The organism is Streptomyces sp. CLCI03, from assembly GCF_053615355.1.
The window spans coordinates 3662508-3685503 of record NZ_CM132132.1 but is presented as its reverse complement, the minus strand read 5'-3'; the positions used below and the strand labels follow the sequence as shown (position 1 = coordinate 3685503).

The following is a 22996-nucleotide window of genomic DNA, read 5'->3' as shown; positions in this document are numbered from 1 at the left end:
TCTCAGCCCTAGGGTGGGCGCATGGAAACGGGGACAATGGGTGAGACGGACGGTCCCGCGTGGGTCGGGCTGCCCGGCGGGCTGCTCACACTGCGGCGGACGCTGCTGCTGATATGGACGCTGTCGCTCGCCGTCGTGACCGCCGTCGTACCGGGGCTCGTGCTCGGCCCGGCATGGGCGGCCCTCGGGGCGATCTGGCTCGTGGTCCTGGCCTGGGGCTGGGTCCTCCTCGGCCGGAACTGGCGGTCCTGGCGCTACGCCGAACGCGCGGACGACCTGCTGATCAGCCGGGGCGTGCTGTGGCGGGAGGAGACCGTGGTGCCGTACGGGCGGATGCAACTGGTCGAGGTCACCTCCGGCCCGCTGGAGCGCCGCTTCGGCCTGGCGTCCGTACAGCTGCACACGGCCGCGGCGGCCAGCGACGCCAAGATCCCCGGGCTGGCGCCGGCCGAGGCGGAGCGGCTGCGCGACCGGCTCACCGCCCTCGGCCAGGCAAGGTCGGCGGGCCTGTGAGCCCCGGTCCGCAGGGCTCGGATCCCCGCCCCGAGGCACGCGACGCGCAGACCGCGCCCGAGCCGTCGGCGCCGGACGACCCCGTGCGGGCGAAGCCCGCCGCCGGCGGGGCCTCCGCCGCTCACGCGCCCCGGCCCGTCCCCGGGGAACCCCCCGCCGAGTTCGCCGCGGGCGGCCCGGTGGAGCGCCGGCTGCACCCCTTCACCCCGCTGCGCCGCGCCTGGGTGCCGATCGCCGCGACCGTCGGCATGCTCGCCCACCAGGGCGACCAGGCCGGGAGATGGGTGGCCGACCTGCCCGCCCTCCTGCGGGTGGCCTCCGTGGCCGGCCTGATCATCGTCTTCGGCACCTACGGATTCCTCAGCTGGTGGTTCACCCACTACGCCGTCACCGATACCGAACTGCGCATCCGCAGCGGGCTCTTCTTCCGCCGCACCGCGCACATCCGCCTCGACCGGCTCCAGGCCGTGGACGTCACCCGGCCCCTCCTGGCCCGGCTGACCGGCGTCGCGAGCCTGCGGCTCGACGTCATCGGCACCGAGGAGAAGGACCAGCTGGCCTTCCTCGGCGAGAAGGAGGCCGTCGCCCTGCGCGCCGAGCTCCTGGCCCGCGCGGCCGGCTTCGCCCCCGAGGAGGCCGTGAGCCTGGGCGAGGCCCCCGAACGCGAACTGCTGCGCGTGACCCCGCGCGAGATCGTCGTGTCGTTGTTGCTCAACCTCGGCGTCTGGGCCCTGCTGGTCCCCGGGCTGACCGTGCCGGTCGTCGTGTGGTGGGTCAGCTCCAGCCCCTGGGCCGCCCTCGTCGCCGTGCTCCCGATGCTCGGCGCCGTCTGGGCGGGCACCGCGGGCCGGTTCCTCACCGAGTACGACTGGCGGGTCGCCGAATCCCCCGACGGACTGCGCCTGGACCACGGACTGCTGGACCGGGCCCACGAGACCGTGCCGCCGGGCCGCGTGCAGAACGTACGGATCGTGGAGCCGCTGCTGTGGCGCAGGCGCGGCCTGGTCCGGGTGGAGCTGAAGGTCGCCGGCTCGAACAACACCGTCCTGGTCCCGGTCGCCTCGCGGGACGCCGCCACCGCCGTCATCGCCCGGGTGCTGCCCGGTGTGGACCTGGCGGCCCTGTCCTTCTCGGGCTCCCCGCGGACCGGGTCCCGCTGGGTGGTGCCGGTGTGGTGGAAGGGCTACGCGCTGGCGCTCTCCCCGGAGGTGTTCGCCGCCCGGCACGGCCGCCTGTGCCGGCGTACGGACGTCGTCCCGCACGCCAAGGTGCAGAGCGTCCGCTTCACGCAGGGCCCGTGGGCCCGCGCCCGCGGGGTCGCCGACGTCCACGTGGACACCGGCGCGAACTGCACGGTCACGGCCCGACTCCGCCCGGAGCCGGAGGCCGCGACCCTGCTGCACGCCCAGGCCGCCCGCTCCCGCACCTCCCGGGCCTCGGCCCGACCGGACCGCTGGATGACGGCACCGGACCCGGCGGCGGAGGCCGGGACGTAGCGGGTGGCGGGCCGAGCGGCGGGCGGGGCGGGGCAGGCCTAGCCGGCTCCGCCGCCCGCGCGGACCAGGCCCGTCTCGTACGCCAGGACCACGACCTGGACCCGGTCGCGCAGTCCCAGCTTGGTCAGGATCCGGCCCACATGGGTCTTCACCGTCGCCTCCGACAGGACCAGCCGGGCCGCGATCTCACCGTTCGACAGACCCTGCGCCACCAGCAGCATGACCTCGCGCTCGCGCTCCGTCAGCCGCTCGATCTCCTTGTTCTGCGGCTCCTGCGTGGTCGTCGGCAGCATCGGCGCGAACCGGTCCAGCAGACGCCGCGTCGTGGACGGGGCCACCACCGCGTCCCCGCTGTGCACCGAGCGGATGGCCGCGAGCAGCTCGCCCGGCGGGACGTCCTTCAACATGAAGCCGCTCGCGCCCGCCTTCAGGCCCGAGAAGGCGTACTCGTCGAGGTCGAAGGTGGTCAGGATGATCACCTTCGGGTGCTCCTCCGGCTCGCAGATCCGCCGCGTCGCCTCCACCCCGTCGAGCTTGGGCATGCGGACGTCCATGAGCACCACGTCCACCTTCGTGGCCCGCAGCACTTCGAGCGCCTCCAGGCCGTCGCCCGCCTCGGCGACGACCTCCATGTCGGGCTGGGCGGCGAGCACCATACGGAATCCGGTGCGCAGCAGCACCTGGTCGTCGACCAGCATCACGCGGATGGACATCAGTTACCTCGTCCTCGTCATCTCTTCTTCAGGGGAAGCAGTGCGCTGATCCGGAATCCGCCACCGGGCCGAGGCCCCGCGTCCAGGGTTCCGCCGACCATACCGATCCGCTCGCGCATACCGATCAGCCCGTGCCCGGCGCCGTCCGCGCCGCCGTCCTCGTACAACTCGTGGGCCGCGCCCCGGCCGTCGTCCTCGACCAGCAGGCCGAGCCCGTCGTCGAAGTAGACCAGCCGGACGCTGGCCTTGGCTTCGGGGCCGCCGTGCTTGCGGGTGTTGGTGAGTGCCTCCTGCACGATCCGGTACGCCGTCAGCTCGACCCCGCTGGGCAGCGGGCGCGGCGCGCCCTCCACCTCGAAGTCCACCACGAGCCCGGCCGCCCGCACCTGCTCGACCAGTACCTCGATCTGCTCGACGTCCGGCTGCGGCACGTAGTCCTCGGACTCCTGGGGCTCGCCGGTACGCAGGACGCCCAGCAGTCGGCGCATCTCGGCCAGAGCCTGGCGCCCGGTGCCGGAGATGGTCTGGAGGGCCTCCTTGGCCTGCTCGGGAGCCACGTCCATGACGTACGCGGCGCCGTCCGCCTGGACCACCATCACCGAGACGTTGTGCGCGACGACGTCGTGCAGCTCGCGGGCGATCCGGGCGCGCTCGGCGGCCACGGCCACCTTGGCCTGGGCCTCGCGCTGGTTCTCCAGGCGCTGGTTCCGCTCGACGAGCTGGGCGTAGTAGGCCCGGCGGGTGCGCAGGGAGTCGCCCAGCACCCAGGCGAGGACGAACGGGACGATCGCGAAGAGCACGGAGAGGGCGTTGTCGCGCAGGTTGCCCTGGTCCACCGCGAAGCGCACGGCGTACAGGGGGGAGGCGAGGAATCCGATGGCGAACGCGGTACGGGACATCCGGCGCGAGACCTCGGAGGAGGCGGCGACCGTGTACAGGATGATCAGCATCGCGACGTCGGCGGGATTCACGTCGGTGTGGGTGATCAGCTTGTAGACGCCGGTGCCGACGGCGAGCCAGAACATCGCCGGTGTCCACTTGCGGCGCAGGGCCACCACGACACTCATCGCGACGACCGCGGGGACGGCGAGCAGCCGTGCGGTGGTGCTGTGGGAACTGTCGTCGGCGACCTGCAGCATCCCGATCCCGAAGAGGAGGACAGCCCAGAAGCTGTCGACGCCCGTCGGGTGTCTGCGGAGGAAGTCGTAGAGGCGCTGCACGTAACCCAGAGTAGGGAACGCAGATAGGTGCTGGAGTCAACCAGAGGTGCGAACCTGACGCCCGACGCGTACTCCCCTAGGTGGACGGATGCATAACCTTTGTCCGGTGAGCTCTCAGGGTGAAGGCGTGACCGCGGTCCGGTGGCGCGATGCGATGGAGGCCGCGCTGTACGGGCCCGACGGCTTCTACACGCGCCCCGGCGGGCCGGGACCCGCCGGACACTTCCGTACCTCCGTGCACGCCTCCCCGCTGTACGCGGGGGCCGTTGCCCGGCTGCTGCGGTGGGTGGACGCCGAGCTCGGGCACCCGGCGGAGCTGGACCTGGTCGACGTCGGGGCCGGGCGGGGGGAGCTGCTGGCCGGGGTGCTCGCCGCCCTGGAGCCGGGGACGGCCGCGCGGGTGCGTCCGTACGCCGTGGAACGGGCCGAGCGGCCGGCGGGGCTCGACCCCCGGATCCGCTGGGTCGTGGCCCCGCCCGAAGGGACGACGGGGCTGCTGTTCGCCAACGAATGGCTGGACAACGTGCCGCTGGAGATCGCCGAGGGCGGGCACTACGTACTGGTCGCCCCGGACGGTACGGAGCGCGTGGGCGACCCGCTGGACGGCCCGGACCGGGCCTGGCTGGAGCGGTGGTGGCCCGGCGGCGGCCGCGCCGAGATCGGCCGGGCCCGCGACGAGGCCTGGGCGGCCGCCACCGGGTCCCTGGAACGGGGCCTGGCGGTGGCGGTGGACTACGCCCACACCCGGGGCGCGCGGCCCCCGTACGGCACCCTGACGGGATTCCGCGGCGGCCGGGAGGTCCCGCCGGTCCCGGACGGCTCCTGCGATGTCACCGCCCATGTGGCCCTGGACTCCTGCGCGGGGCCGGGGTCGCTCCTGCTGACCCAGCGCGAGGCCCTGGCGGCGCTCGGCGTCTCGGGCGCCCGTCCCCCGCTGGCCCTGGCGTCGACGGACCCGGTGGCCTACGTACGGGCCCTGTCCGCGGCCGGCGAGGCGGCGGAGCTCACGGACCCCGCCGGGCTGGGGGCCTTCGGCTGGCTGGTCCAGCCGGCCGGCCTGCCGGCCCCGGCGTGGCCGGGCGCCGCGGGCCGGGCCTGAAGGCCTAGGCCGTCTCTTTCGGATCTTGCCGGGCCCGCGACGCCCGGCACCGCACCCGGCCGCGTTGTCGGGACACCCGAGTACCTCCAGTACACGGGCGCCCCTCCGCCTTGCCGTGCACGGCACCGGACGCCGCGGGCTCGGCCGACAAGATCCGAAAGAGACGACCTAGTGGGCCGGGTGCGGCCCGAGATGGGTCGTGTCGTCGAGGGCGGTGAGCACCCAGCGCCCGTTGCCGTAGCGGTCGCGGCGGTGCTCGAAGCGGGTGAGGCCGGTGTGGCGCGTGCCGAAGCCGACCTCGCCGCTCGCCCCGAAGGGGATCCGCAGGAGCAGGTGGCAGGCCGCGTGGACGGTCTCGCCGTGCGCGGTGAGCAGGACGTTCTGCCCCGGGTGCTGCCGCAGGAGGCCGGCCAGGTGCGCCGTGGCCCGGTCGAGATACGCGTGCCAGGTCTCCGCACCGGGAGCGTAAGGCCGGTCCGGGTGCGTGTGCGGGGCGCCCCGGAAGGCGTCCTCGACCTCCCGCCACGGCCGCCCGTCCGCCTCCCCGTGCACGGGGCCTTCGAGGCCTTGATCGACGGTGAGGGGAAGGCCGAGTGCGGGAGCGAGGATGCCGCCCGTCTCCTGGACGCGGCGGCGTGGGCCGGCGTACAGGGCGTGGAAGGCAGGGCCGCCGTCCCGGTGCTCGGCGGTGAGCCGGGCGGCCAGGAGCGCAGCCTGGCCGCGCCCGACGTCGGTGAGACCGGTGCAGGTCCGGGGGCCGCCGACGCGGCCCTCGACGTTGCACCGGGCTTCCGCGTGGCGGGCCACGACCAGTCGTGCGGTCACGGTCATCGTGGTGCGGTCACAGGGCGCGGGCGAGCTTGTCCGCGGTGCGCAGGGTCAGCGCGGCCAAGGTGAGGGCGGGGTTGGCGGTGCTGCCGGTGGGGAAGACGGAGGAGCCGACGACCCACAGGTTGGCGTGCGCGTGGGAGAGGCCGTCGGCGTCGACCACGGAACTCGACCGGTCGGTGCCCATCCGGGTGGTGCCCATGTGGTGGCCCGCGCCGTTGAACTTCAGCGTCGGCTGCAGTGGTTCGACCGCACGGGCGCCCGCCGTGTCCTCCATGTGCTGCCAGATGCGGCGTGCCACCGAATGCCCGTAGGCCAGGGCCCGCTTGGAGTAGTCGTCGACCTTGAACGCGATCTTGGGGCGCGGGACGTCGAGCGCGTCGCGCTGGTCGGAGAGGGTGACCCGGTTGGCGGGGTCGGGGAGCTGTTCGGTGGAGTAGCCGATCCGCATCATGCGGGTGACACGGTCCGCGAGCTTGTCCCGCAGATCCTGGCCGTAGCGCTTGAGGCGCTGCCCGGCGGGGTCCCACATCAGTTTGTCCAGGGCGGCCGAGGGGGATTCGAACCGGCCCCAGCCGTCATTGCCGACCGTCATGCGGAAGGCGCCGGTGGTGCGGCGCCAGTCGCCGTCGCGGAAGGTCTCGATGCTCAGGGTCGACTGCGGTCCGCGGAAGGGGAAGACGGGTTTGCCGAAGAGTCCGACGACCTCTTCGGTGAGGTGGTCCATGAGGTTGCGGCCCACCTGGTCACTGCGGTTGTCGAGGCCGGAGATCAACCACAGCTTCGGGATCTCGATCGCGTTGAGGGCCAGTACGACGTGGTGGCCGTCGACCTGTTCCTCGGCCCGGTCGTTCGTGGTCCAGTCCCGCAGGACGACGGTCGGCGCGGCGTTGCCGGGGCGCGGGACGAGACGGGTCACGGTGCAGCCGGTGCGCACCTCGACGCCGAGGACGTCGCGGGCCCGGCGGACGTGGACGGAGGCGTCGTACTTGGCGCCGGAGGGGCAGACGGGGATGCAGCTGGCATTGCCCAGGCAGGGGCTGCGGCCCTGGTAGGTCCGGGAGTTGCGTGCCTGCGGGGTGGTCACCAGGGTGACGGGGGTGCCGTCGATCGGGTCGATGGTGGCGAGGGCGGCCCGGACGAGTTCGTCACCGTAGCTGGCGACGATGCCGGGCATCGGGAAGTCGGTGCTGCGCGGGGTGAGCGGGTCCCACTCCTCGCGGTTGCCGGAGACGCCCAGCTCGTTCTCCGCCTGTGCGTAGAAGGGCTCCAGGTCGTCGTAGGTGAGCGGCCAGTCGACCGCGATGCCGAAGCGGGTCCTGAGCTCGAAGTCGCTGGGCAGGAAGCGGGGGGTGTTGCCGCGCCAGGCCCAGGTGCTGCCGCCGATCATGCGCGTGAAGCCGCTCTTGAACAGGTCGGGCCCGGTCTCCACGTAGTAGCGGTTCATCGCGACCGGATCGCCCGTGTTGTCGGAGGACGGCGCCCAGCCCTGTTTGTTGTTGTCCAGGGCCGCGTAGGGGGAGGGGACGTTCTTGGTCTCGGAGACCTGGTAGGAGTCGACGAACGCGGCTCTCTGGTCTTCGGTGAGGCTGTTGTTGCCGGCGTCCAGGAGCAGGACCCGGGCGTGCGGCTTGGTTTCCTTGATCCGGCAGGCGGCCAGGGCGCCGGCCACACCGGCGCCGACGATGACGACGTCGTAGGGGGTGGAGTCCATCCGGCTGTCCTCGTTTCAGGGGTGCTGAGCCCAGTGGCCGTAGGTGCCGGGCGTCGGAGCGGCGGAGATCGGGTACGCCCGGATCGCCCGCCACACCAGCCCCCCTCGGTAGAGGCCGGGCGCGGCGGGCCCGGCCTGGGTGTTGTCGGGCCGGGTGAACTGGGCGGTGTACCAGATCGCGAGGGTCTCCCGGGCGATGCGGGCGAGCTCCGGAGCGGCGTTCACGGCGGCGAACAGCGCGCCGCCGGGGTCGGGTTGCCCCGACGCGGTCCGGTAGGCCTCGATCAGGCGCGGGAGCGCTGCCGGGTAGTGGGCGGCGAGGTGGGTGCGGTGCGCGTCCGCCGTTGCCTGGTCGAGGGACGGTTCACCGGTGAGGAGCTCGGAGAGGGCGCGGAAGTCCGTGGCGTCGGTCATGACGGTCGTCTTCCGCTCAGTCCTCGTCGAAGACGAGGTCCTCGGGGTTGCGGGTCATCTTCACCGTGGTGCCGGAGACCTGGACCACCTCGTCGAGGCCCGTGGTGAACTGGCCGGTGGGCAGGATGAGGAACTTGTCGGCCTGCTGGTCCAGGTAGGCGGGGAAGCCGGAGAGGTCGTTGTCGCCGAGGTAGAGGTAGTCCACCAGGCGCCGGAAGAGCTTGGGGAGGATGACCTCGTGCTCGGTGATCGAGGACATGCCGGTGACCGTCGCTCCGCTGACGGTCGAGTCCTCGGCCCACACCCCCTTGGGCGGGGTGGCGGTCCGTGCCTTCTGGGTCGCGGTGGTGATCGCGTTGCGCAGGTCGTGGAAGAGCGTGTTGTAGTACATCGGGTACACCAGCCCCTCCTTGATCAGGTGGTGGTTGAGCGTGAGCTCCAGCATGGCCACGTCCACGAGCACCTGGGTCCCGCTGGCGGCCGGCGGCTCGCCCCGCCCCGCGAAGGCGATGCACCGGCGGCTGATGTCGACGCCCCGCGTCAGGACGAAGCCGGGCACGCTCGCCGGGGTCGAGGCGGTCACCAGACCGTCCGACCCCCGGGTGACGCTGGTGAAGCCGACCCACTCCAGTACGGCGTCCCGGGCGGCGTTGGCGAGGGTGAGCGGCTGATGGACCGTGGGACCGGTCCGTGTGTAGTGGGTCTCCAGGGCGTCGATGGCCTCCAGGCGCAGCTTCCCGCGGCCTGCCGCGTTGCGCTTGACCTTCCGCGGGCCGCCGATGAGATCCCATTCGTCGGGGTTGTCGGGCCGGAAGTGGATGGTGTCCCCGTCCGGGTCGGTCCCGAGGATCTCGTACGAACCTTTGATCAGCAGCATGGGCATGACGGTGTGGCTCCTCTCGCCCGAAGGCGCTCTGTCCGGATTTCTCACTCAAAGTAACCGTAATGGATACTTTGGGTGCTCTCCGTGATGAAACGCGTGGCGAACGGTGCGCAAGTTCGAACTGTGGATCTTCGTGCGGTGCGGTGCGGTGGGTGAGTGGGAGGGACGGGGGCGGGCGCCGGGCCGACGCGCGGAGGGCCGGGATCCGCTGGATCCCGGCCCTCCTGTTCGGCTGCGCGCGTGCCTACTGCGTCAGCTCGTCGTGGCCCTGGTGCAGGCCGCCGCCGCTGCCCGTGCCGCCCGTCGGCTGCGAGACGACCGGCTTCGACAGCGGGGCCAGGTCGAAGGCGTAGTGGCCGACCGCGTCCGCGATGACGTCGACGTTGATGTCGAGCGCCTTCTGGTCGATGTTGGTGATGTCGTCACCCTTGCCGTGGTAGTTCACGTCGTAGGCGACACCCGCCTGGCCGCCGAACTTCGCCGCCTGCTCCGGGGTCTTGATGCCCTCGGCGCCGGTGAAGGTGCCGCCGGACGGGATGCCCACCTCGATGAACGGGCCGTAGTCCGAGCGGCCCGAGAAGTCCGTGCCCTCGTGCGGGATCTTCTTCGAGTCGAGGAAGTCGGTGATGCCCTTCTCCAGCTGGGCGGAGCCCTCCGGGCCGGGGCCCGCGCCGGTCGCGTCCGAGTCGTCGCCGTCGTAGACGAAGTACGCGGCGTTCGGCGAGGCGATCATGTCGAAGTTCAGGTAGAGCTTGATCTGCTTCTTCTGCGCGTCCGTCAGCCCGGCGACGTACGCCTCGGAGCCGAGCAGCCCGAACTCCTCCGCCGACCACCAGGCGAACTTGACCTTGTTTTTGATCTTGGTCTGGCTGCTCGCGAGGCGCTGCGCGACCTGAAGGATGCCGGCCGAGCCGGAACCGTTGTCGTTGATGCCCGGGCCGGCCGCGACCGAGTCGAGGTGCGAGCCGAGGAAGACGGTGTTGTTCTCGTCGCCGCCCTTGGTCTCGGCGATGACGTTGTACGTCTTGCGGTTCTCGCGCAGCTGCCGGATGTCGAGGGTGACCTGGACCGGGCCGGCCGCGGCCTCGGCGGCGAGCTTCTCGCCGTCCTCCTGGGTGATGCCGCCCGTCGGGATCTTGCCGGCGTTCGGGTCGCCGAGGGTTCCGTTGAGGGCGCCCGCGGTGTTGTTGTAGATGACCGCGCCGACCGCGCCGGCCGCCGCCGCGTTGGCCTGCTTCGCCGCGAAGGTGCAGCCGCCGCGCTTGATCAGGGCGATCTTGCCGGTGAAGGTGCCGGAGGCGAAGTCGCCGGGCTCGCAGCCGTTCGTCCCGTCCGCGTCGACCGGGGCGACGGCGACGCCGGCGGTCACACCGCCCTCCGGGCTGTTCGCCGTGTACGACATCAGGTGGATCGGTACGTCGCGCTGGTTCGCGCCGCCCACCGTCAGCTTCTCCTCGATGGTCTCGACGTACACGAAGTCGAACTCGTTCTTGGTGACCTTGTAGCCGGCCGCCTTCATCACGGCCTCGATGTACTTGGCCGACTGCACGTGCCCCTTGGACCCGGCCGCGCGGTTGCCGTTGTTGTAGTCGGCGAGCGACTGCAGGACCTTGAGGTGGTTGTAGGCGCCCTTGCCGGTCGCTTCCTTGACCAGCTTCTTGGCGAGCGCGTCACCCCGGGCGGCGTCGCTCTGCGGGCTTCCGGTGGCTCCGGCCGGTCCGGCCAGCAGCAGCGGTGAGACGAGGGCTGCGGCTGCCAGGGCGGCGGTTGCTGCGGCTATACGGCGTGAGGGCATGAAGGTCCTTCCACGGCAAGGCGAGCAGGGCAGGGCGGAGCAGGGCATAGCGGGGCGGAGCATGGCGGAGCGCGTGAGCAGAAGTGGTGCGCGTTACGTGGGGGATCGGTGGACGCACGTTAGACAGCAAGTGGCCACCATGGCCAGAGTTTTCGCCGATTCCGGTTTATGAATTCCGTATATCGGTGACTCTGGGCCGCCCAAATCAAGCCAACCGGACTCCTGTTGGTCCTAGCGGAGGATGCCCTCGATGAAGTCCGATCCGATGCGGGCGACCGCCGGAAGGTCCAACTGGTGCTGGGCGTACCGGCCCTGACGCCGCGTGTGCATCAGGCCGGCCTTCTTCAGGACGGCCAGGTGCCGCGACACCTCCGGCGCGGTGATCCCGTACACGGTCGCCAGCTCGCTCGTCGTGAACGGGGCCCGGGCCAGGCTCCGGCACAGCATCATCCGCATCGGATGCGCCAGCGCCTCCATCCGCCGCTGGAGCAGCTCCACCGAGCCGGGCTCGGAGGCCAGCTCGGGGGAGCCGAGCGGATAGTGGACCACCGGCCGCCAGCCCGGCGCGTGCAGCACCAGCAGATGCGGCCAGCCGAAGTTGGTCGGCACGAAGACCAGACCGGCGCCTATTCGGGGATCGGTCGCGGTCGTCGACCCGTGGACCATCTTGTCCGCGGTGATGGTGGTGCCGCCCGCGTCGACGCTCAGCGCCGCCGAGACCTCCTTCAGCACGGCCGGCAGCCCCTTGCGGCGCAGCACCTCCGTCTTGTGCCGGGCATCGGCGCTCTGCCCGGGCTCGACCCGCTTCCACGTCTCGGCGAAGAAGGCCTCGTCGCAATCCTCCAGCAGGCGCCGCACCCACACCCGCACGGCCGCCGTGTCGTCGAGCAGCCGCATCGAGAAGTCCAGCTGGCGCGGGCCGCGGGCGGCGGCCGTCTCCAGAGCCTTGGCCCGCGCGGCCGGGTTAGCCAGCGGCGAGGAGGCCGGGCCGCCCTCGTTGTACAGCGCCAGCCAGCACTGCTCCAGGGCGGCCCGCACGAACCGCTCGTCGTCCAGCCGGTCGAGCACGTCCAGCGCCTCGGCCAGCGTCGCGGCCGGCCGGCCGGTTCCGCCGGGCACCCCGGCGAAGGGCATGAAGATGTCGGAGAACGAGCTCCGCCACATGAAGTCGGCCTCCAGCAGCCGGTCCGCGAGGCACGGATCGAGCGAGGCGGTGGTGGCGGTGGTCCAGGAGGCCAGCCCGGGGTGGTGCGCGGGCTGGGAGAGCGCGTGCAGGGCCATGCAGAGCTCGGCGAGCGGGGACGGCGCGAAAGTGATCCGCTCGGTGGGCAGGCCCGCGATGTCGATCGTGACGCTCATCAGGCCATTCTGTCGTTCCGCGCACTCCGGGCACGCCGGGGCGGGCCTCCCCGGCCCGCCGTACGGGTGGCCGCGGACGGCCCGGCGCGGCCGCCGGACGAGTGATCGTTTATGGCCGCGGGGGCGCTTTCGCGCCGTCGATTGACGGGGAACGTCAACTGTCGTGCGCCATGCCGCCGACGGGGTGAGGCTTGGGTCATGACCGCAATCGAGCAGTACATGATCGACACCTACCGGGCCTCCCAGCAGGGCGCCCCCATGCCCCCGCCGCCCGGGCGCGACGACGTCGCCGTCGTGCGTTCGCTGCGCACGTACGAGCAGGCCAGAGCGGTCCTGGACGGCAGACCGGCCCGCCACCCCTGGCGCGCCGCCCTGCGCCGGATATTCGTCCGCCCGCGGGCGTGCTGACGCCTCGGGCGGCGTTCCCCTGCTCCTTCAAAGGCTCCGGACCACCCGGGCCCTGCCTTGCGTGCGGAAGCCGAGCGCGTGGCGATAGATCTCGGGCATGCGGTAGCGCCCGTCGATGTCTCGGGCCAGTACACCCCACTCCCCCAGGGCTTCGACGTCGTCGGCCGTCAGTTCCACGTCCGCCGCGTCGAAGGGCATCTTCACGGAGTCCGAAAAAGTCGACATGCGCCTCAGTAGCGCTCCGAGACGTGGATTCTCCTGGTTGATCTCCTCTACCTTCGCGCGGCTGCACGCGTTCAGGGCGCGACGCATGGCCACCGGGGTCAGTAGTCTGTCCGGCCATTTCGCATCGCCCACGGAGGCGAGCGCCGCCTCGCGCACGAAGCGGACGACATCGCGCGCCTGAATCTGTTCGTTGAAGTCCCCGAGGGCGGCCGGAACCCATCGTCCGGTCCATGCCTCGCGGGAGTTGTCGGTCCCGAGCTTCGCGCCCCAGAGGGGAGGGAGAGCCTGGACGATCTCGTCGTAGCCCATGTCGGCGATCGGAAGATCGGCGGTCGGCAACGCCTCAGCCCTCATCGCCAGCCACAGCGACAGCCGGAGGGCGTCCTCAGCGTCCCAGCGCAGCTCATAGCGTGCGTAGCGGTCAAGGAGGACGTGTCCTCGCAGCGCAGAACCCAGCGCAGCAGCTCAGCCTTCAATCCGCACTCGGCAGCGTAGAAGAGCAGTAGTCCGCTGACCGCGTTCTCCCCCGCCTGCTCGGCGGCCTCCCCCTGCTTGGCGAGTCGCTCGCGGCTCCGGCGCAGCTCGCTCACCCCCACGTCCACCATCGCGCCAGGCTACTCGCGGTGAGTGACGGGGCGGGCAGGTTTCTCAGGACGCCGTCGGCCGGGATCGCGCGGATCCTCCCTCAAACGGCGCCGGGGTTCTTCACGGCTCGTAGGAAGGCCGACCAGGCGGCCGGGGACACGGTCAGGTATGTCTCGCCGGGGTCGGCGCTGCCGGCCACGTTCACGGCCGCGCCGGGTCCGGCTGTCGCGACGTGTACGCAGGCCTCGCCGGTGCCGCAGTAGGACGACTTCTGCCAGCTGAGCTCGGACATGGGTCTTCCCTTCACAGGGTCCGCAGGATGCTGTGGATGAACTGGCTGCTCTCTTCCCGGCCGAGGGCCATGGCCTCCATGCGGCCGAGGAGGAGCCGGTATCCGTCCAGCCGAGCCTCGGCATCCACCAGTGCCGGACCGTGGGACTGGTCCAGGTGGACCGTGTCGAGCTGCGGCACGGGTCCGTGGGCGTAATAGATCGACTGGCCGGCACCGGGGAATGAGCCCGCGTCGAAGGGGATCACCAGGATGCGGACCTGGCTTCGTTGCCCCATCTCCATGAGGTGGGCGAGCTGCCCCTTGACGACGGCGCGTCCGCCGAACTGCATCCGCAGGGCCGCCTCGTGGATGATCGCGGTGTAGGGAATGGGGTCGCTCCGGTAGAGCACGTCCTGCCGCTTGATCCGGTGGGACACCCGGTGCTCGACCTCGGGTGGGGTCAGCTCCGGTACCACCTGCCGGAAGACTTCCCGTGCGTGGTCCGCCGTCTGCAAGAGGCCCGGAACATGAGCCGTGTAGGCGGCACGCAACGCCAACGCGTGGTGCTCAAGTTCGGCCAGGTCGAGGAGGCTGGGAGGCAGGACCTCCCGGTATTGCTCCCACCATCCGTTCGTGCGGTCGGCTGCCATCGCCGCCAGCGCCTCCACGAGCTGATGGTCGCAGGCCGAGTAGACGCGTGCCATCGCACGAACGCGGTCAGGGCTCACTCCGAACCTGGCCGTCTCCACATTGCTCAGCTGGCCCGAGCTCGTGCCGATCGAGGCCGCGGCCTCGGTGGCAGTCATACCGGCCCGCTCGCGGAGTTTGCGCAGTTCAGCCGCCAGCCGGGCACGACGGGCCGTCGGGGCGGGGCGAGTGACCATGTTTCACTCCTCACTCACACGAGGGAATTCCGGATCGAAGACCTTGGATTTACGCAAAGAATCTTTGACGACCTCTAATCTGGGACGCAGGCCACCTCACCCGGAAGTACCCCGTTCGACGGAGCGGCCAGGTCACCGGGCAGCAAGCGCAACACGACCAACACCCCTCCGTGATCGGAGACTTCCATGCCTGCCACCGTATCCCCGTCGTGGGCCTACAGCCTGCAACTCCCACAGGATCCCCGCGCCCCTGGCCTCGCCCGCCAGACCCTGCGCTCCGTGCTCCGCACACACGCGATGAGCGCACTCGTCGAGACGGCCGAGCTGTTGGCCGGGGAGCTGATGGCCAATGCCTACCTCCACTCCGACGGCCCGTACACACTCCGGCTGCGGGCCATGGGGTCCACTCGGCTGCGGGTCAGCGTCTGGGACAGCAATCCGCACATCCCGTCGCCGTTCGGAGCGGACTCCCCCGGCGGCACACCGCCGCCGGGTGCCGAGCGAGGCCGCGGGCTCTTCCTCGTACAGGCGTACGCCGCCAACTGGGGCGGGTATCCGCTCGGCGGGACGGGGCTGTACGGGGACTCCGGGGGAAAGCTGCTGTGGGTCGAAGTCCATGCCTGACCGGGCCGGGACCGTACGCACGGGGTACGGCCCCTCTCCCGTACCGGTCTACCCGAACTTCGGCGCGTTGCGCTCGTACACCAACCGCAGCCCGATGAGCGTCAGCCACGGCTCGTGGTCGTCGATCACCGAGGACTCGCCCAGCACCATCGGAGCCAGCCCGCCCGTCGCGATGACCCGCACGTCGTCCGGGTTCCCGTGCGGCCCGGCCAGCTCCTTCGCCATCCGGGTCACGACCCCGTCGACCTGCCCCGCGAAGCCGTAGACCACGCCCGACTGCATCGCCTCGACCGTGGACTTCCCGATCACGTTGCGCGGACGCGCCAGCTCGATCTTCCGCAGCTGGGCACCCCGTACGCCGAGCGCGTCCATCGAGATCTCGATGCCCGGGGAGATCACCCCGCCCACGTACTCGCCCTTCGCGGACACCGCGTCGAAGGTGGTCGCCGTACCGAGGTCGACCACGATCGCCGGGCCCCCGTAGAGCTCGACCACCGCGACCGCGTTCACGATGCGGTCCGCGCCGACCTCCTTCGGGTTGTCCATGAGGATCGGCACACCGGTCTTGGTGCCCGGCTCCACGATCACCGCCGGCACGTCGCCGTAGTAGCGGCGGGTCACCTCGCGGAGCTCGTGCAGGACCGACGGCACCGCCGAGCAGATCGCGATGCCGTGGATCCCGTCGCCGAGCTCGCTGCCGAGCATCGGGTGCATGCCCATCAGCCCCTGCATGAGCACGGCCATCTCGTCGGCCGTGCGCTGCGGGTCGGTCGAGATGCGCCAGTGCTCGACGATCTCGTCACCGTCGAACAGGCCCAGGACCGTGTGGGTGTTGCCCACGTCGATGGTGAGGAGCACGGGTTACACCGCCTCGCGCAGATCGAGTCCGATGTCCAGGATCGGCGAGGAGTGGGTCAGCGCGCCGACCGCCAGGTAGTCCACGCCCGTCTCCGCGTACGCGCGGGCCGTGTCCAGGGTCAGGCGGCCGGAGGACTCCAGCACCGCACGACCGGCCACCAGGGCCACGGCCCGCGCGGTCTGCTCGACCGTGAAGTTGTCCAGCAGGATCAGGTCGGCGCCGGCCTCCAGGACCTCACCGATCTGCTCCAGCGTGTCGACCTCGACCTCGATGGGGACCTCCGGGAAGGCCTCCCGCACGGCCTTGAAGGCCTGCGCGACGCCGCCCGCCGCCACCACGTGGTTGTCCTTGACCAGCGCCGCGTCCGAGAGCGACATCCGGTGGTTGACGCCGCCGCCGCAGCGCACCGCGTACTTCTCCAGCGAACGCAGACCCGGCGTCGTCTTGCGGGTGTCGCGGACCTTGGCCGAGGTGCCCTCCAGCACGTCGGCCCACCGGCGGGTGGCCGTCGCGATGCCCGACAGCCGGCACATGATGTTCAGCGCGCTGCGCTCCGCCGTCAGCAGGTCACGGGTGCGCGAGCGCACGGACAGCAGCAGCTGACCGGCCGTGACGGTGTCGCCGTCCTCCGCGTGCCGCTCCACCTCGAAGGCCTCCGTGCAGACCACGGAGAACACGGCCTCGGCGATCCGCAGACCGGCCACCACACCGTCCTCGCGCGCGACGAAGTCGGCGACGGCCTCGGCCTCCTCCGGCACGGTCGCCACCGTCGTCACGTCCACACCGCCGTCCAGGTCCTCCGACAGCGCCATGTGCGCGATGTCCTCGACCTCGATCGGGTCCAGGCCGGCGTCGGCCAGCAGCTGCGCCAGCGCCGGGTCCAGGCCGCTCTCCTCGCCGTCGCCGCAGGCGCAGTCGTCGCCGCAGCCGCCGTCGTTCTGGTCGATCAGGGGAAGTTCGGGGGTGCTCACGGTCACTGCTCCAGGCTCGGGTTGCTCAGGGGGTGCACGGACGGGAAGTCCGCGGAGTCGGTGGGTACGACGACCAAGGCGCGCTTCTCGGTCGCCGAGAGCCGGACGACGAGATGGCGGCGCCAGTGCGCATCGTCCCGCTCGGGGTGGTCCTCACGCCAGTGGCAGCCACGGGTCTCCACCCGCCGCTGCGCCGCGGCGACCAGGACCCGCGCCACGCACAGCAGGTTCGTGGCCTCCCAGGTGTCCACGCCCGGCTCGGCGGTCTTGCCGTGCGCCTCCAGCTCGTTCAGGGCGGTGGCGTACAGCGCTTCCAGGGCCTCGGCCGCGGCGGCGAGCGAATCGGCGGAGCGGAGCACGCCCGCGCCCTCCGTCATGATCCGCTGGACCTCGTACCGGGCACCGCCGGGCTGCAGCGGGCCGGTCGCCGGGACCGGTATCCCCGGGCCGCGGCCGGCGGCCCGCTCGGCGACGATGTCCTCGGCGATCCGCTCCGCGAAGACCAGCCCCTCCAGCAGGGAGTTGGACGCCAGCCGGTTCGCGCCGTGCACACCGGTGCAGGCGACCTCGCCGCAGGCGTACAGACCGGGGACCGTGGTCCGCCCGTGCAGGTCGGTCCGGACGCCGCCGGACGCGTAGTGCGCGGCGGGCGCCACCGGGATCGGCTCGGTCACCGGGTCGATGCCGTGGGAGCGGCAGGCGGCCAGGATGGTCGGGAAGCGCTGCTCCCACATCCGCGCGCCGAAGTGCCGGGCGTCGAGGTACATGTGCTGCGCGCCCTGCTCCTGCATGCGGCGCATGATGCCCTTGGCGACGATGTCGCGGGGCGCCAGCTCGGCCAGCTCGTGCTGCCCCTGCATGAAGCGCACGCCGTCCGCGTCCACGAGGTACGCGCCCTCGCCCCGGACCGCCTCCGACACCAGCGGCTGCTGGCCCTCGGCATCCGGGCCGAGGAAGAGCACCGTCGGGTGGAACTGAACGAATTCGAGGTCGGAGACCTCGGCGCCGGCCCGCAGCGCGAGCGCCACGCCGTCACCGGTGGACACCGACGGGTTGGTGGTCGCGGAGAAGACCTGGCCCATGCCGCCGGTCGCGAGGATCACGGCGGGCGCGTGCACGGCGCCGACCCCGTCGTGCTGGCCCTCGCCCATGACGTGCAGGGTGACACCGGCCGTACGGCCCTGCGCGTCCTGCAGCAGGTCCAGTACGAGGGCGTTCTCCACGGTCTCGATGCCCGCGGCCTGCACGGCCTCGACGAGCGCCCGCGAGATCTCGGCGCCGGTGGCGTCGCCGCCCGCGTGCGCGATCCGGCGGCGGTGGTGCCCGCCCTCGCGGGTCAGTTCTATCTCGCCGGTCTCCGTGGAGGTGTCGAAGACCGCGCCGGTGGCCATCAGCCGACGTACCGCGTCCGGCCCCTCGGTGACGAGCAGCCGGACGGCCTCCTCGTCGCACAGGCCCGCACCGGCGACCAGGGTGTCGTCGAGGTGCTGCTCGGGTGTGTCGCCCTCGCCGAGGGCCGCGGCGATACCGCCCTGGGCCCAGCGGGTGGAGCCGTCGTCGAGCCGGGCCTTGGTGACCACGACGGTACGGCGGCCCCCGGCGGCGCAGCGCAGCGCGGCGGTCAGGCCCGCCACGCCGGAACCGACGACCACGACGTCGGCGTCGAGGGACCAGCCGGGGGCCGGTGCGTGCAGCCGTATGCCGGTGCCCGCGCCTGCCCCGCCCGACGGGATGCCTCTGCCTGGGGTGCTCACGAGTGTGCTCCGAATTCCAATGGGATGTTGTCGATCAGCCGGGTCGCGCCCACCTTCGCGGCGACGGCCAGCACGGCCTGCCCGGTGAAGTCCTGACCGGTCTCGGTGAAGTCCAGCGGGTCCACCAGCGCCAGGTAGTCCAGCACGAGCGGCGGCTCGTGGCGGCCCGCCTCGTCCAGGACGTGCAGCGCGGCGGCCCGTACGGCGTCCGGCAGCCCGGAGCCGGCCGCGGAGACGGCCGCCGAGACGGCGTGCGCGTCGGCGGAGGCGCGGATCTCGCCGAGGCGGGCCAGGGCGGTGGCCCGCTCGTCGCTGGCCGGTGAGGCCTCGGCGCGGGCGCGCAGCGCGGCCTGCGCGGCGAGCCGGTCGCGGCCGGCGAACAGGGCGCGCGACAGGGCCAGGGCGGTGCCCCGCTCGGCGGCCGAGAGGTAGCGGTTGCGGGACGACAGCGCGAGCCCGTCCTCCTCGCGGACGGTCGGTACGCCGACCACCTCGACGGGGAAGTTCAGGTCGGTCACCATCCTCCGGATCAGCGCCAGTTGCTGCGCGTCCTTCTGGCCGAAGAGCGCCAGGTCGGGGCGGGTGAGGTGGAGCAGCTTGGCGACGACGGTCAGCATCCCGTCGAAGTGCCCGGGGCGGGTGGCGCCTTCGAGGCGCTCGCCCATCGGGCCGGCGGTGATCCGCACCTGCGGGTCGCCGCCCGGGTAGACCTCCTCGACCGCGGGGGCGAACACCGCGTCGGCGCCCGCCTCTTCGGCGATCACCAGGTCCGCGTCGAGGGTGCGGGGGTAGCGGTCGAGGTCCTCGCCGGCCCCGAACTGCAGCGGGTTGACGAAGACGGTGACGACGACCTGCCCCTCGGGCCCGGCCAGCTCGCGGGCCGTGCGGATCAAGGTGGCGTGTCCCTCGTGGAGGGCGCCCATGGTCATCACCACGGCCCGGCGGCCGGTGCGCGACAGCTTGTGCAGTTCCTCGGCGGTGTGCAGCAGCAGGTCGGTCACCGGTCGCCTCCGTCGGACTCCGTGTCGGCGAGCACACCGAGCAGGTCCTCGGCGAGTTCGGGCTTCAGCAGACCGTGGGCGAGGGCCCGGTCCGCGGTGGTGCGGGCCATCGCCAGGTACCCGGCGACCGCGGCGGGCGCGTGCCGGCGCAGCTCCGAGACGTGCGCGGCGACCGTCCCGGCGTCCCCGCGGGCCACCGGCCCGGTCAGGGCGGCGTCACCGGAGCGCAGGGCGTTGTCGAGGGCCGCGCCGAGGAGCGGGCCCAGCATCCGGTCGGGGTGCTCCACCCCGGCCTTGGCCAGCAGCTCCATCGACTGGGCGACCAGGGTGACCAGGTGGTTCGCGCCGAGGGCCAAGGCCGCGTGGTAGAGCGGACGGTTCTCCTCCGCGATCCACTCGGGCTCCCCGCCCATCTCGATGACCAGGGCCTCCGCGGCCAGGCGCAGCTCCTCGGGGGCGGTGACGCCGAAGGAGCAGCCGGCGAGCCGCTGCACGTCGACCTCGGTACCGGTGAAGGTCATCGCCGGGTGCAGGGCCAGCGGGAGGGCGCCCGCGCGGCGCGCCGGGTCGAGCACGGAGGTCCCGTACCGGCCGGAGGTGTGCACGAGGAGCTGTCCGGGCCGGACCGCGCCGGTCTCGGCGAGACCCTCCACCAGGGACGGCAGCGCGTCGTCGGGGACGGTCAGGAGCACCAGGTCGGCCAGCTCCAGCACCTGCGCGGGCGGTACGAGCGGCACATCGGGCAGCATCCGCGCGGCCCGCCGCACGGACGCGTCGGACACTCCGGAGACGGCGACGGGCCGGTGTCCGGCCTGCTGGAGCGCACACGCCAGCGCGGGACCGACGCGGCCGGCTCCGACGACGCCGACGGCGAGCCGGGCAGGGCGTGGCTGCTGTGATGGATTCACGCGGGGAGGGCCCTTCCGTTCCAGTCCGCGGGGGGTACCGGACGATACGCCGCCATGCTAGCTCCTGGGGCAGTTGGCCGGTCGGCGGCGAGTGGAGCGAGGATCATTGCCCATGAGTGACAACAGCGAGGACACCGAACGTACGAAGCGGCTGGTCGCGGCCTGGCGCGGGGCGGAGCGGAAGCTGTCGCGCAGCCTGCTGGAGCCCACCGTGGGGGAGCTGCTCGGCTCGCTCGCCGAGGCCCCGTACGCCATGGACGGGCCGGCCGACGTCTACGGCGACGGGGTCGTCACCGCGCTGGAGGGCAAGGTCGCCGAGCTGCTGGGCACCGAGGACGCGGCGTTCTTCCCCAGCGGCACGATGGCCCAGCAGATCGCCCTGCGCTGCTGGGCGGGCCGGACCGGGAACCCGGTGGTGGCCCTGCACCCGATGAGCCATCCGGAGCGCTGGGAGGGCGAAGCCCTCTCGGCCGTCTCCGGACTGCGCGTGACGCACCCGACGACGGAGGCCCGCCAGCCGACGGCGGAGGAGGTCGAGGCGCTGCGGGAGCCCTTCGGGACGCTGATGGTGGAGCTGCCGCTGCGGGAGGCGGGCTTCCTGCTGCCCACCTGGGAGGAGCTGGAGGCGCTCACCGCAGCGGCCCGGGAGCGGGACGCGGTCGTCCACTTCGACGGGGCCCGGCTGTGGGAGTCCACCGTCCACTTCGGGCGCACCCTGCCGGAGATCGCGGGCCTGGCGGACTCGGTCTACGTCTCGTTCTACAAGTCGCTCGGCGGCCTGAGCGGGGCGGCGCTGGCGGGGCCCCGCTCCTTCGTGGAGGAGACCCGGGTCTGGCGGCACCGCTACGGCGGCCAGATCTTCCGGCAGTTCCCGCAGGCCCTCGCGGCGCTGGCCGGACTGGAACGGGAACTGCCCCGGCTGCCGTCGTACGTGACGCAGGCGCGGACGGTCGCGGGGGCGCTGCGCTCGGCCTTCGCGGATTCGGGAGTCCCGTGGGCCCGGATCCACCCGGAGGAGCCGCACACCCACCAGTTCCAGGTGTGGCTCCCGTACGAGCCGGACCGGCTGACGGAGGCGGGCCTGCGCCAGGCCGAGGAGACGGGCACGGTCCTCTTCCGCCGCTGGTCCGCCGAGGGCCCGCCGGGCCTGGCGGTGACGGAAATGGAGATCACCCGGCCCGGCCTGTCCTGGACGGAGTCCGACGTCCACGAAGCGGTCTCGGCCTTCGTGGCCCGCATCTAGGGCCTGTCTTTCGGATCATTCCGGGCCCGCGACGCCTGGTGCCGCACCTCGCCGCGTTCTCGTCGGTCGTCGATGCTCCGCATGGACTCCCTCCTCGGCCTTGCGATCCACGGCACCAGACGCCGCGGGCTGATCCGCCCTGATCCGAAAGACAGGCCCTAGTCCGCGATCCGGCCCCGCCAGGGGGGCACCTTCCAGCGGTGTCGGGAAACGGCGAAAGGGCGGGGGGAAGACCCGGCTCAGCGGTACCCGTACCGCGTCCGGAAGGCAAGGGCGAAACGCCGAATTCCCGAAAGCCACCGGCGCGGACCGGCCACGGCGTTACCTTCATTGACGGCAATTACCGGCCACCGCGCCCGGATGGAGACACCATGACCACTCAGCCCGTGTGGCGGAAGTCCTCGTTCTGCAGTGAGGGCGACGCCTGCGTCTACGTCGCGACGGCTCCCGGGGCCCTCGTCAAGGTCGCCGACCGCGCCGACCCCGCCCACCTCGTCCTGGCCACCACCCAGGCCGCCTGGGCCGACTTCCTGCGCGCGGTCAAAGAGACCGGCTGAGGGACCCGCCGAGCGCGCCGCATCCGCGATCAGGGGATTTTGTCCGATTAGCGCGTATCTTCGGCCCATGCCCACGCCCTACGGATCCCGCGGCGGCATGGCGTTCAGCGCCGCTGAGCTGCACCTGCTCAGGCGCCTCCTCGCCCACGCCCTTCAGTCCTCCTCGGCCCCCCTGGCGGCCGAGGAGGTCCAGGACTGCCTGCGCCTCGCGCAGTCGGTGGACGAAGCGGTCCGGGAGGCGGGCCGACTCAGAGCTTTCCTCCTCGCGGACCTCGCCCGCTACCGGGGCGCCCTGCCCGGCAGCCTCTCCGGCTATCTGGAGCTGTTGCAGGACGCCCTGGCCGCCGGGTACGAACCGGAGCCCGACGACCTCGCCGCCCTGCGCGCGCTCCGCGCCAATCCGGTCGCCGCCGCACTGCTGGAACGGGTCCGCACGGTCGCGGAGCGCTCCGTACGCCGGCGGCTGTCGACCGCCCCCGCGCCCCGGACCCGGCTGCTGGCCCTGGCCGGCGGCAAGGAGAAGGACGACCCGCCGGCCCGTCCGGCGCCGAACCCCAAGGAGCCGCCGCGCCCGGAGCGGCCGATTCCGACCCCCGGTGAGGTGTTCCCGCCACGCCGCAAGCCCACCCCGCCCCCGGAGGCCGGGCTCGCCGCCGGGTAGCTACGCTGTGG

24 protein-coding genes are annotated in these 22996 nt (G+C 72.3%); 8 read left to right on the top strand and 16 right to left on the bottom strand.

Annotated elements, in window-relative coordinates:
* Window positions 1–21 precede the first annotated feature (21 nt).
* Window positions 22–513, top strand: coding sequence for a PH domain-containing protein (locus ACWG52_RS16900; protein ID WP_389803494.1), 492 nt, complete (start codon window positions 22–24; stop codon window positions 511–513).
* Window positions 510–2009, top strand: a complete 1500-nt coding sequence (locus ACWG52_RS16895) for a PH domain-containing protein (protein ID WP_389803491.1) — start codon at window positions 510–512, stop codon at window positions 2007–2009. Before ACWG52_RS16900 ends, ACWG52_RS16895 begins: the two co-directional genes overlap by 4 nt.
* A 38-nt stretch (window positions 2010–2047) precedes the next feature.
* Here the strand turns inward: ACWG52_RS16895 and ACWG52_RS16890 are convergent, their stop codons facing one another.
* A complete protein-coding gene (locus tag ACWG52_RS16890; protein ID WP_033219194.1) occupies window positions 2048–2722 on the bottom strand; it encodes a response regulator in 675 nt (224 codons plus the stop codon).
* A gap of 17 nt (window positions 2723–2739) precedes the next feature.
* Entirely contained in the window at window positions 2740–3942 is a 1203-nt protein-coding gene (locus tag ACWG52_RS16885) for a sensor histidine kinase (protein WP_390139452.1), read from the bottom strand.
* Between the two features lie 88 nt (window positions 3943–4030).
* On the opposite strand from ACWG52_RS16885, the gene ACWG52_RS16880 reads away from it, so the two are divergent.
* Window positions 4031–5041, top strand: coding sequence for an SAM-dependent methyltransferase (locus ACWG52_RS16880; RefSeq protein WP_389803485.1), 1011 nt, complete (start codon window positions 4031–4033; stop codon window positions 5039–5041).
* Window positions 5042–5209: 168 nt separating this feature from the next.
* On the opposite strand, the gene ACWG52_RS16875 is transcribed toward ACWG52_RS16880, so the two are convergent.
* From ACWG52_RS16875 to ACWG52_RS16850, 6 genes are all read right to left on the bottom strand, one after another.
* Entirely contained in the window at window positions 5210–5866 is a 657-nt protein-coding gene (locus ACWG52_RS16875) for a histidine phosphatase family protein (RefSeq protein WP_389803482.1), read from the bottom strand.
* A gap of 16 nt (window positions 5867–5882) precedes the next feature.
* Window positions 5883–7583, bottom strand: coding sequence for a GMC oxidoreductase (locus tag ACWG52_RS16870; protein WP_389803479.1), 1701 nt, complete (start codon window positions 7581–7583; stop codon window positions 5883–5885).
* A 15-nt stretch (window positions 7584–7598) separates the two neighbouring features.
* Window positions 7599–7997, bottom strand: a complete 399-nt coding sequence (locus tag ACWG52_RS16865) for a sugar dehydrogenase complex small subunit (RefSeq protein WP_389803476.1) — start codon at window positions 7995–7997, stop codon at window positions 7599–7601.
* 16 nt (window positions 7998–8013) lie between these two features.
* The gene (locus ACWG52_RS16860; RefSeq protein WP_389803473.1) at window positions 8014–8880 is read right to left on the bottom strand and encodes a nuclease; all 867 of its coding nucleotides are present in this window, start codon (window positions 8878–8880) and stop codon (window positions 8014–8016) included.
* 244 nt (window positions 8881–9124) lie between these two features.
* Entirely contained in the window at window positions 9125–10675 is a 1551-nt protein-coding gene (locus ACWG52_RS16855; RefSeq protein WP_389803470.1) for a M28 family metallopeptidase, read from the bottom strand.
* Between the two features lie 231 nt (window positions 10676–10906).
* Window positions 10907–12034 (bottom strand): DUF5937 family protein, encoded by a 1128-nt coding sequence (locus ACWG52_RS16850; RefSeq protein ID WP_389803467.1) that lies wholly within the window; start codon window positions 12032–12034, stop codon window positions 10907–10909.
* 198 nt (window positions 12035–12232) lie between these two features.
* On the opposite strand from ACWG52_RS16850, the gene ACWG52_RS16845 reads away from it, so the two are divergent.
* Complete coding sequence (locus ACWG52_RS16845; RefSeq protein ID WP_389803464.1) at window positions 12233–12442, top strand: hypothetical protein; 210 nt, start codon at window positions 12233–12235, stop codon at window positions 12440–12442.
* Window positions 12443–12469: 27 nt separating this feature from the next.
* On the opposite strand, the gene ACWG52_RS16840 is transcribed toward ACWG52_RS16845, so the two are convergent.
* The 3 genes from ACWG52_RS16840 to ACWG52_RS16830 all read right to left on the bottom strand — a co-directional run bounded on the left by ACWG52_RS16840 (window position 12470) and on the right by ACWG52_RS16830 (window position 14407).
* A complete protein-coding gene (locus ACWG52_RS16840) occupies window positions 12470–12976 on the bottom strand; it encodes a hypothetical protein (RefSeq protein ID WP_389803461.1) in 507 nt (168 codons plus the stop codon).
* A gap of 376 nt (window positions 12977–13352) precedes the next feature.
* Window positions 13353–13544 carry a DUF397 domain-containing protein gene (locus ACWG52_RS16835; RefSeq protein ID WP_389803458.1) on the bottom strand — a complete coding sequence of 64 codons (192 nt, stop codon included), beginning with the start codon at window positions 13542–13544 and terminating at the stop codon, window positions 13353–13355.
* Window positions 13545–13555: 11 nt separating this feature from the next.
* On the bottom strand, window positions 13556–14407 hold the full coding sequence (locus ACWG52_RS16830; protein ID WP_389803455.1) for a helix-turn-helix domain-containing protein: 852 nt from the start codon (window positions 14405–14407) through the stop codon (window positions 13556–13558).
* A gap of 186 nt (window positions 14408–14593) precedes the next feature.
* Between ACWG52_RS16830 and ACWG52_RS16825 the strand changes: the two genes are divergently transcribed.
* Complete coding sequence (locus tag ACWG52_RS16825; RefSeq protein WP_390166464.1) at window positions 14594–15031, top strand: ATP-binding protein; 438 nt, start codon at window positions 14594–14596, stop codon at window positions 15029–15031.
* Window positions 15032–15079: 48 nt separating this feature from the next.
* On the opposite strand, the gene ACWG52_RS16820 is transcribed toward ACWG52_RS16825, so the two are convergent.
* The 5 genes from ACWG52_RS16820 to ACWG52_RS16800 are packed head-to-tail and all read right to left on the bottom strand — an operon-like array spanning window position 15080 to window position 20524.
* Window positions 15080–15889: a type III pantothenate kinase gene (locus ACWG52_RS16820; RefSeq protein WP_389803449.1), complete on the bottom strand. Its 810-nt coding sequence runs from the start codon at window positions 15887–15889 to the stop codon at window positions 15080–15082.
* A gap of 3 nt (window positions 15890–15892) precedes the next feature.
* The gene (gene nadC / locus ACWG52_RS16815) at window positions 15893–16861 is read right to left on the bottom strand and encodes a carboxylating nicotinate-nucleotide diphosphorylase (protein ID WP_389803446.1); all 969 of its coding nucleotides are present in this window, start codon (window positions 16859–16861) and stop codon (window positions 15893–15895) included.
* Between the two features lie 2 nt (window positions 16862–16863).
* Window positions 16864–18615, bottom strand: a complete 1752-nt coding sequence (locus tag ACWG52_RS16810; RefSeq protein ID WP_389803443.1) for an L-aspartate oxidase — start codon at window positions 18613–18615, stop codon at window positions 16864–16866.
* Window positions 18612–19616: a pantoate--beta-alanine ligase gene (gene panC / locus ACWG52_RS16805; RefSeq protein WP_390139450.1), complete on the bottom strand. Its 1005-nt coding sequence runs from the start codon at window positions 19614–19616 to the stop codon at window positions 18612–18614. The genes ACWG52_RS16810 and panC overlap by 4 nt, the downstream gene beginning before the upstream one ends.
* Entirely contained in the window at window positions 19613–20524 is a 912-nt protein-coding gene (locus tag ACWG52_RS16800) for a Rossmann-like and DUF2520 domain-containing protein (protein ID WP_389803437.1), read from the bottom strand. The genes panC and ACWG52_RS16800 overlap by 4 nt, the downstream gene beginning before the upstream one ends.
* Window positions 20525–20636: 112 nt before the next feature.
* Between ACWG52_RS16800 and ACWG52_RS16795 the strand changes: the two genes are divergently transcribed.
* The 3 genes from ACWG52_RS16795 (at window position 20637) to ACWG52_RS16785 (ending at window position 22985) form a co-directional block, all read left to right on the top strand.
* Window positions 20637–21767: a threonine aldolase family protein gene (locus ACWG52_RS16795; protein ID WP_453128937.1), complete on the top strand. Its 1131-nt coding sequence runs from the start codon at window positions 20637–20639 to the stop codon at window positions 21765–21767.
* A 371-nt stretch (window positions 21768–22138) separates the two neighbouring features.
* Entirely contained in the window at window positions 22139–22324 is a 186-nt protein-coding gene (locus ACWG52_RS16790; protein ID WP_030727059.1) for a DUF397 domain-containing protein, read from the top strand.
* A gap of 67 nt (window positions 22325–22391) precedes the next feature.
* Entirely contained in the window at window positions 22392–22985 is a 594-nt protein-coding gene (locus ACWG52_RS16785; RefSeq protein ID WP_208869336.1) for a ribonuclease D, read from the top strand.
* The last annotated feature ends 11 nt before the right edge of the window (window positions 22986–22996 follow it).

Excerpts from the sequence above, each read along its gene's own strand:
- ACWG52_RS16880 (WP_389803485.1), top strand. The coding sequence starts at position 4,031 with ATGCATAACCTTTGTCCGGTGAGCTCTCAGGGTGAAGGCGTGACCGCG.
- ACWG52_RS16865 (WP_389803476.1), bottom strand. The coding sequence starts at position 7,997 with ATGACCGACGCCACGGACTTCCGCGCCCTCTCCGAGCTCCTCACCGGT.
- ACWG52_RS16890 (WP_033219194.1), bottom strand. The coding sequence starts at position 2,722 with ATGTCCATCCGCGTGATGCTGGTCGACGACCAGGTGCTGCTGCGCACC.
- ACWG52_RS16855 (WP_389803470.1), bottom strand. The coding sequence starts at position 10,675 with ATGCCCTCACGCCGTATAGCCGCAGCAACCGCCGCCCTGGCAGCCGCA.
- ACWG52_RS16785 (WP_208869336.1), top strand. The coding sequence starts at position 22,392 with ATGCCCACGCCCTACGGATCCCGCGGCGGCATGGCGTTCAGCGCCGCT.
- ACWG52_RS16835 (WP_389803458.1), bottom strand. The coding sequence starts at position 13,544 with ATGTCCGAGCTCAGCTGGCAGAAGTCGTCCTACTGCGGCACCGGCGAG.
- ACWG52_RS16845 (WP_389803464.1), top strand. The coding sequence starts at position 12,233 with ATGACCGCAATCGAGCAGTACATGATCGACACCTACCGGGCCTCCCAG.
- ACWG52_RS16795 (WP_453128937.1), top strand. The coding sequence starts at position 20,637 with ATGAGTGACAACAGCGAGGACACCGAACGTACGAAGCGGCTGGTCGCG.
- ACWG52_RS16860 (WP_389803473.1), bottom strand. The coding sequence starts at position 8,880 with ATGCCCATGCTGCTGATCAAAGGTTCGTACGAGATCCTCGGGACCGAC.
- ACWG52_RS16840 (WP_389803461.1), bottom strand. The coding sequence starts at position 12,976 with ATGGGCTACGACGAGATCGTCCAGGCTCTCCCTCCCCTCTGGGGCGCG.
- ACWG52_RS16830 (WP_389803455.1), bottom strand. The coding sequence starts at position 14,407 with ATGGTCACTCGCCCCGCCCCGACGGCCCGTCGTGCCCGGCTGGCGGCT.
- ACWG52_RS16870 (WP_389803479.1), bottom strand. The coding sequence starts at position 7,583 with ATGGACTCCACCCCCTACGACGTCGTCATCGTCGGCGCCGGTGTGGCC.
- ACWG52_RS16825 (WP_390166464.1), top strand. The coding sequence starts at position 14,594 with ATGCCTGCCACCGTATCCCCGTCGTGGGCCTACAGCCTGCAACTCCCA.
- ACWG52_RS16850 (WP_389803467.1), bottom strand. The coding sequence starts at position 12,034 with ATGAGCGTCACGATCGACATCGCGGGCCTGCCCACCGAGCGGATCACT.
- ACWG52_RS16790 (WP_030727059.1), top strand. The coding sequence starts at position 22,139 with ATGACCACTCAGCCCGTGTGGCGGAAGTCCTCGTTCTGCAGTGAGGGC.
- ACWG52_RS16900 (WP_389803494.1), top strand. The coding sequence starts at position 22 with ATGGAAACGGGGACAATGGGTGAGACGGACGGTCCCGCGTGGGTCGGG.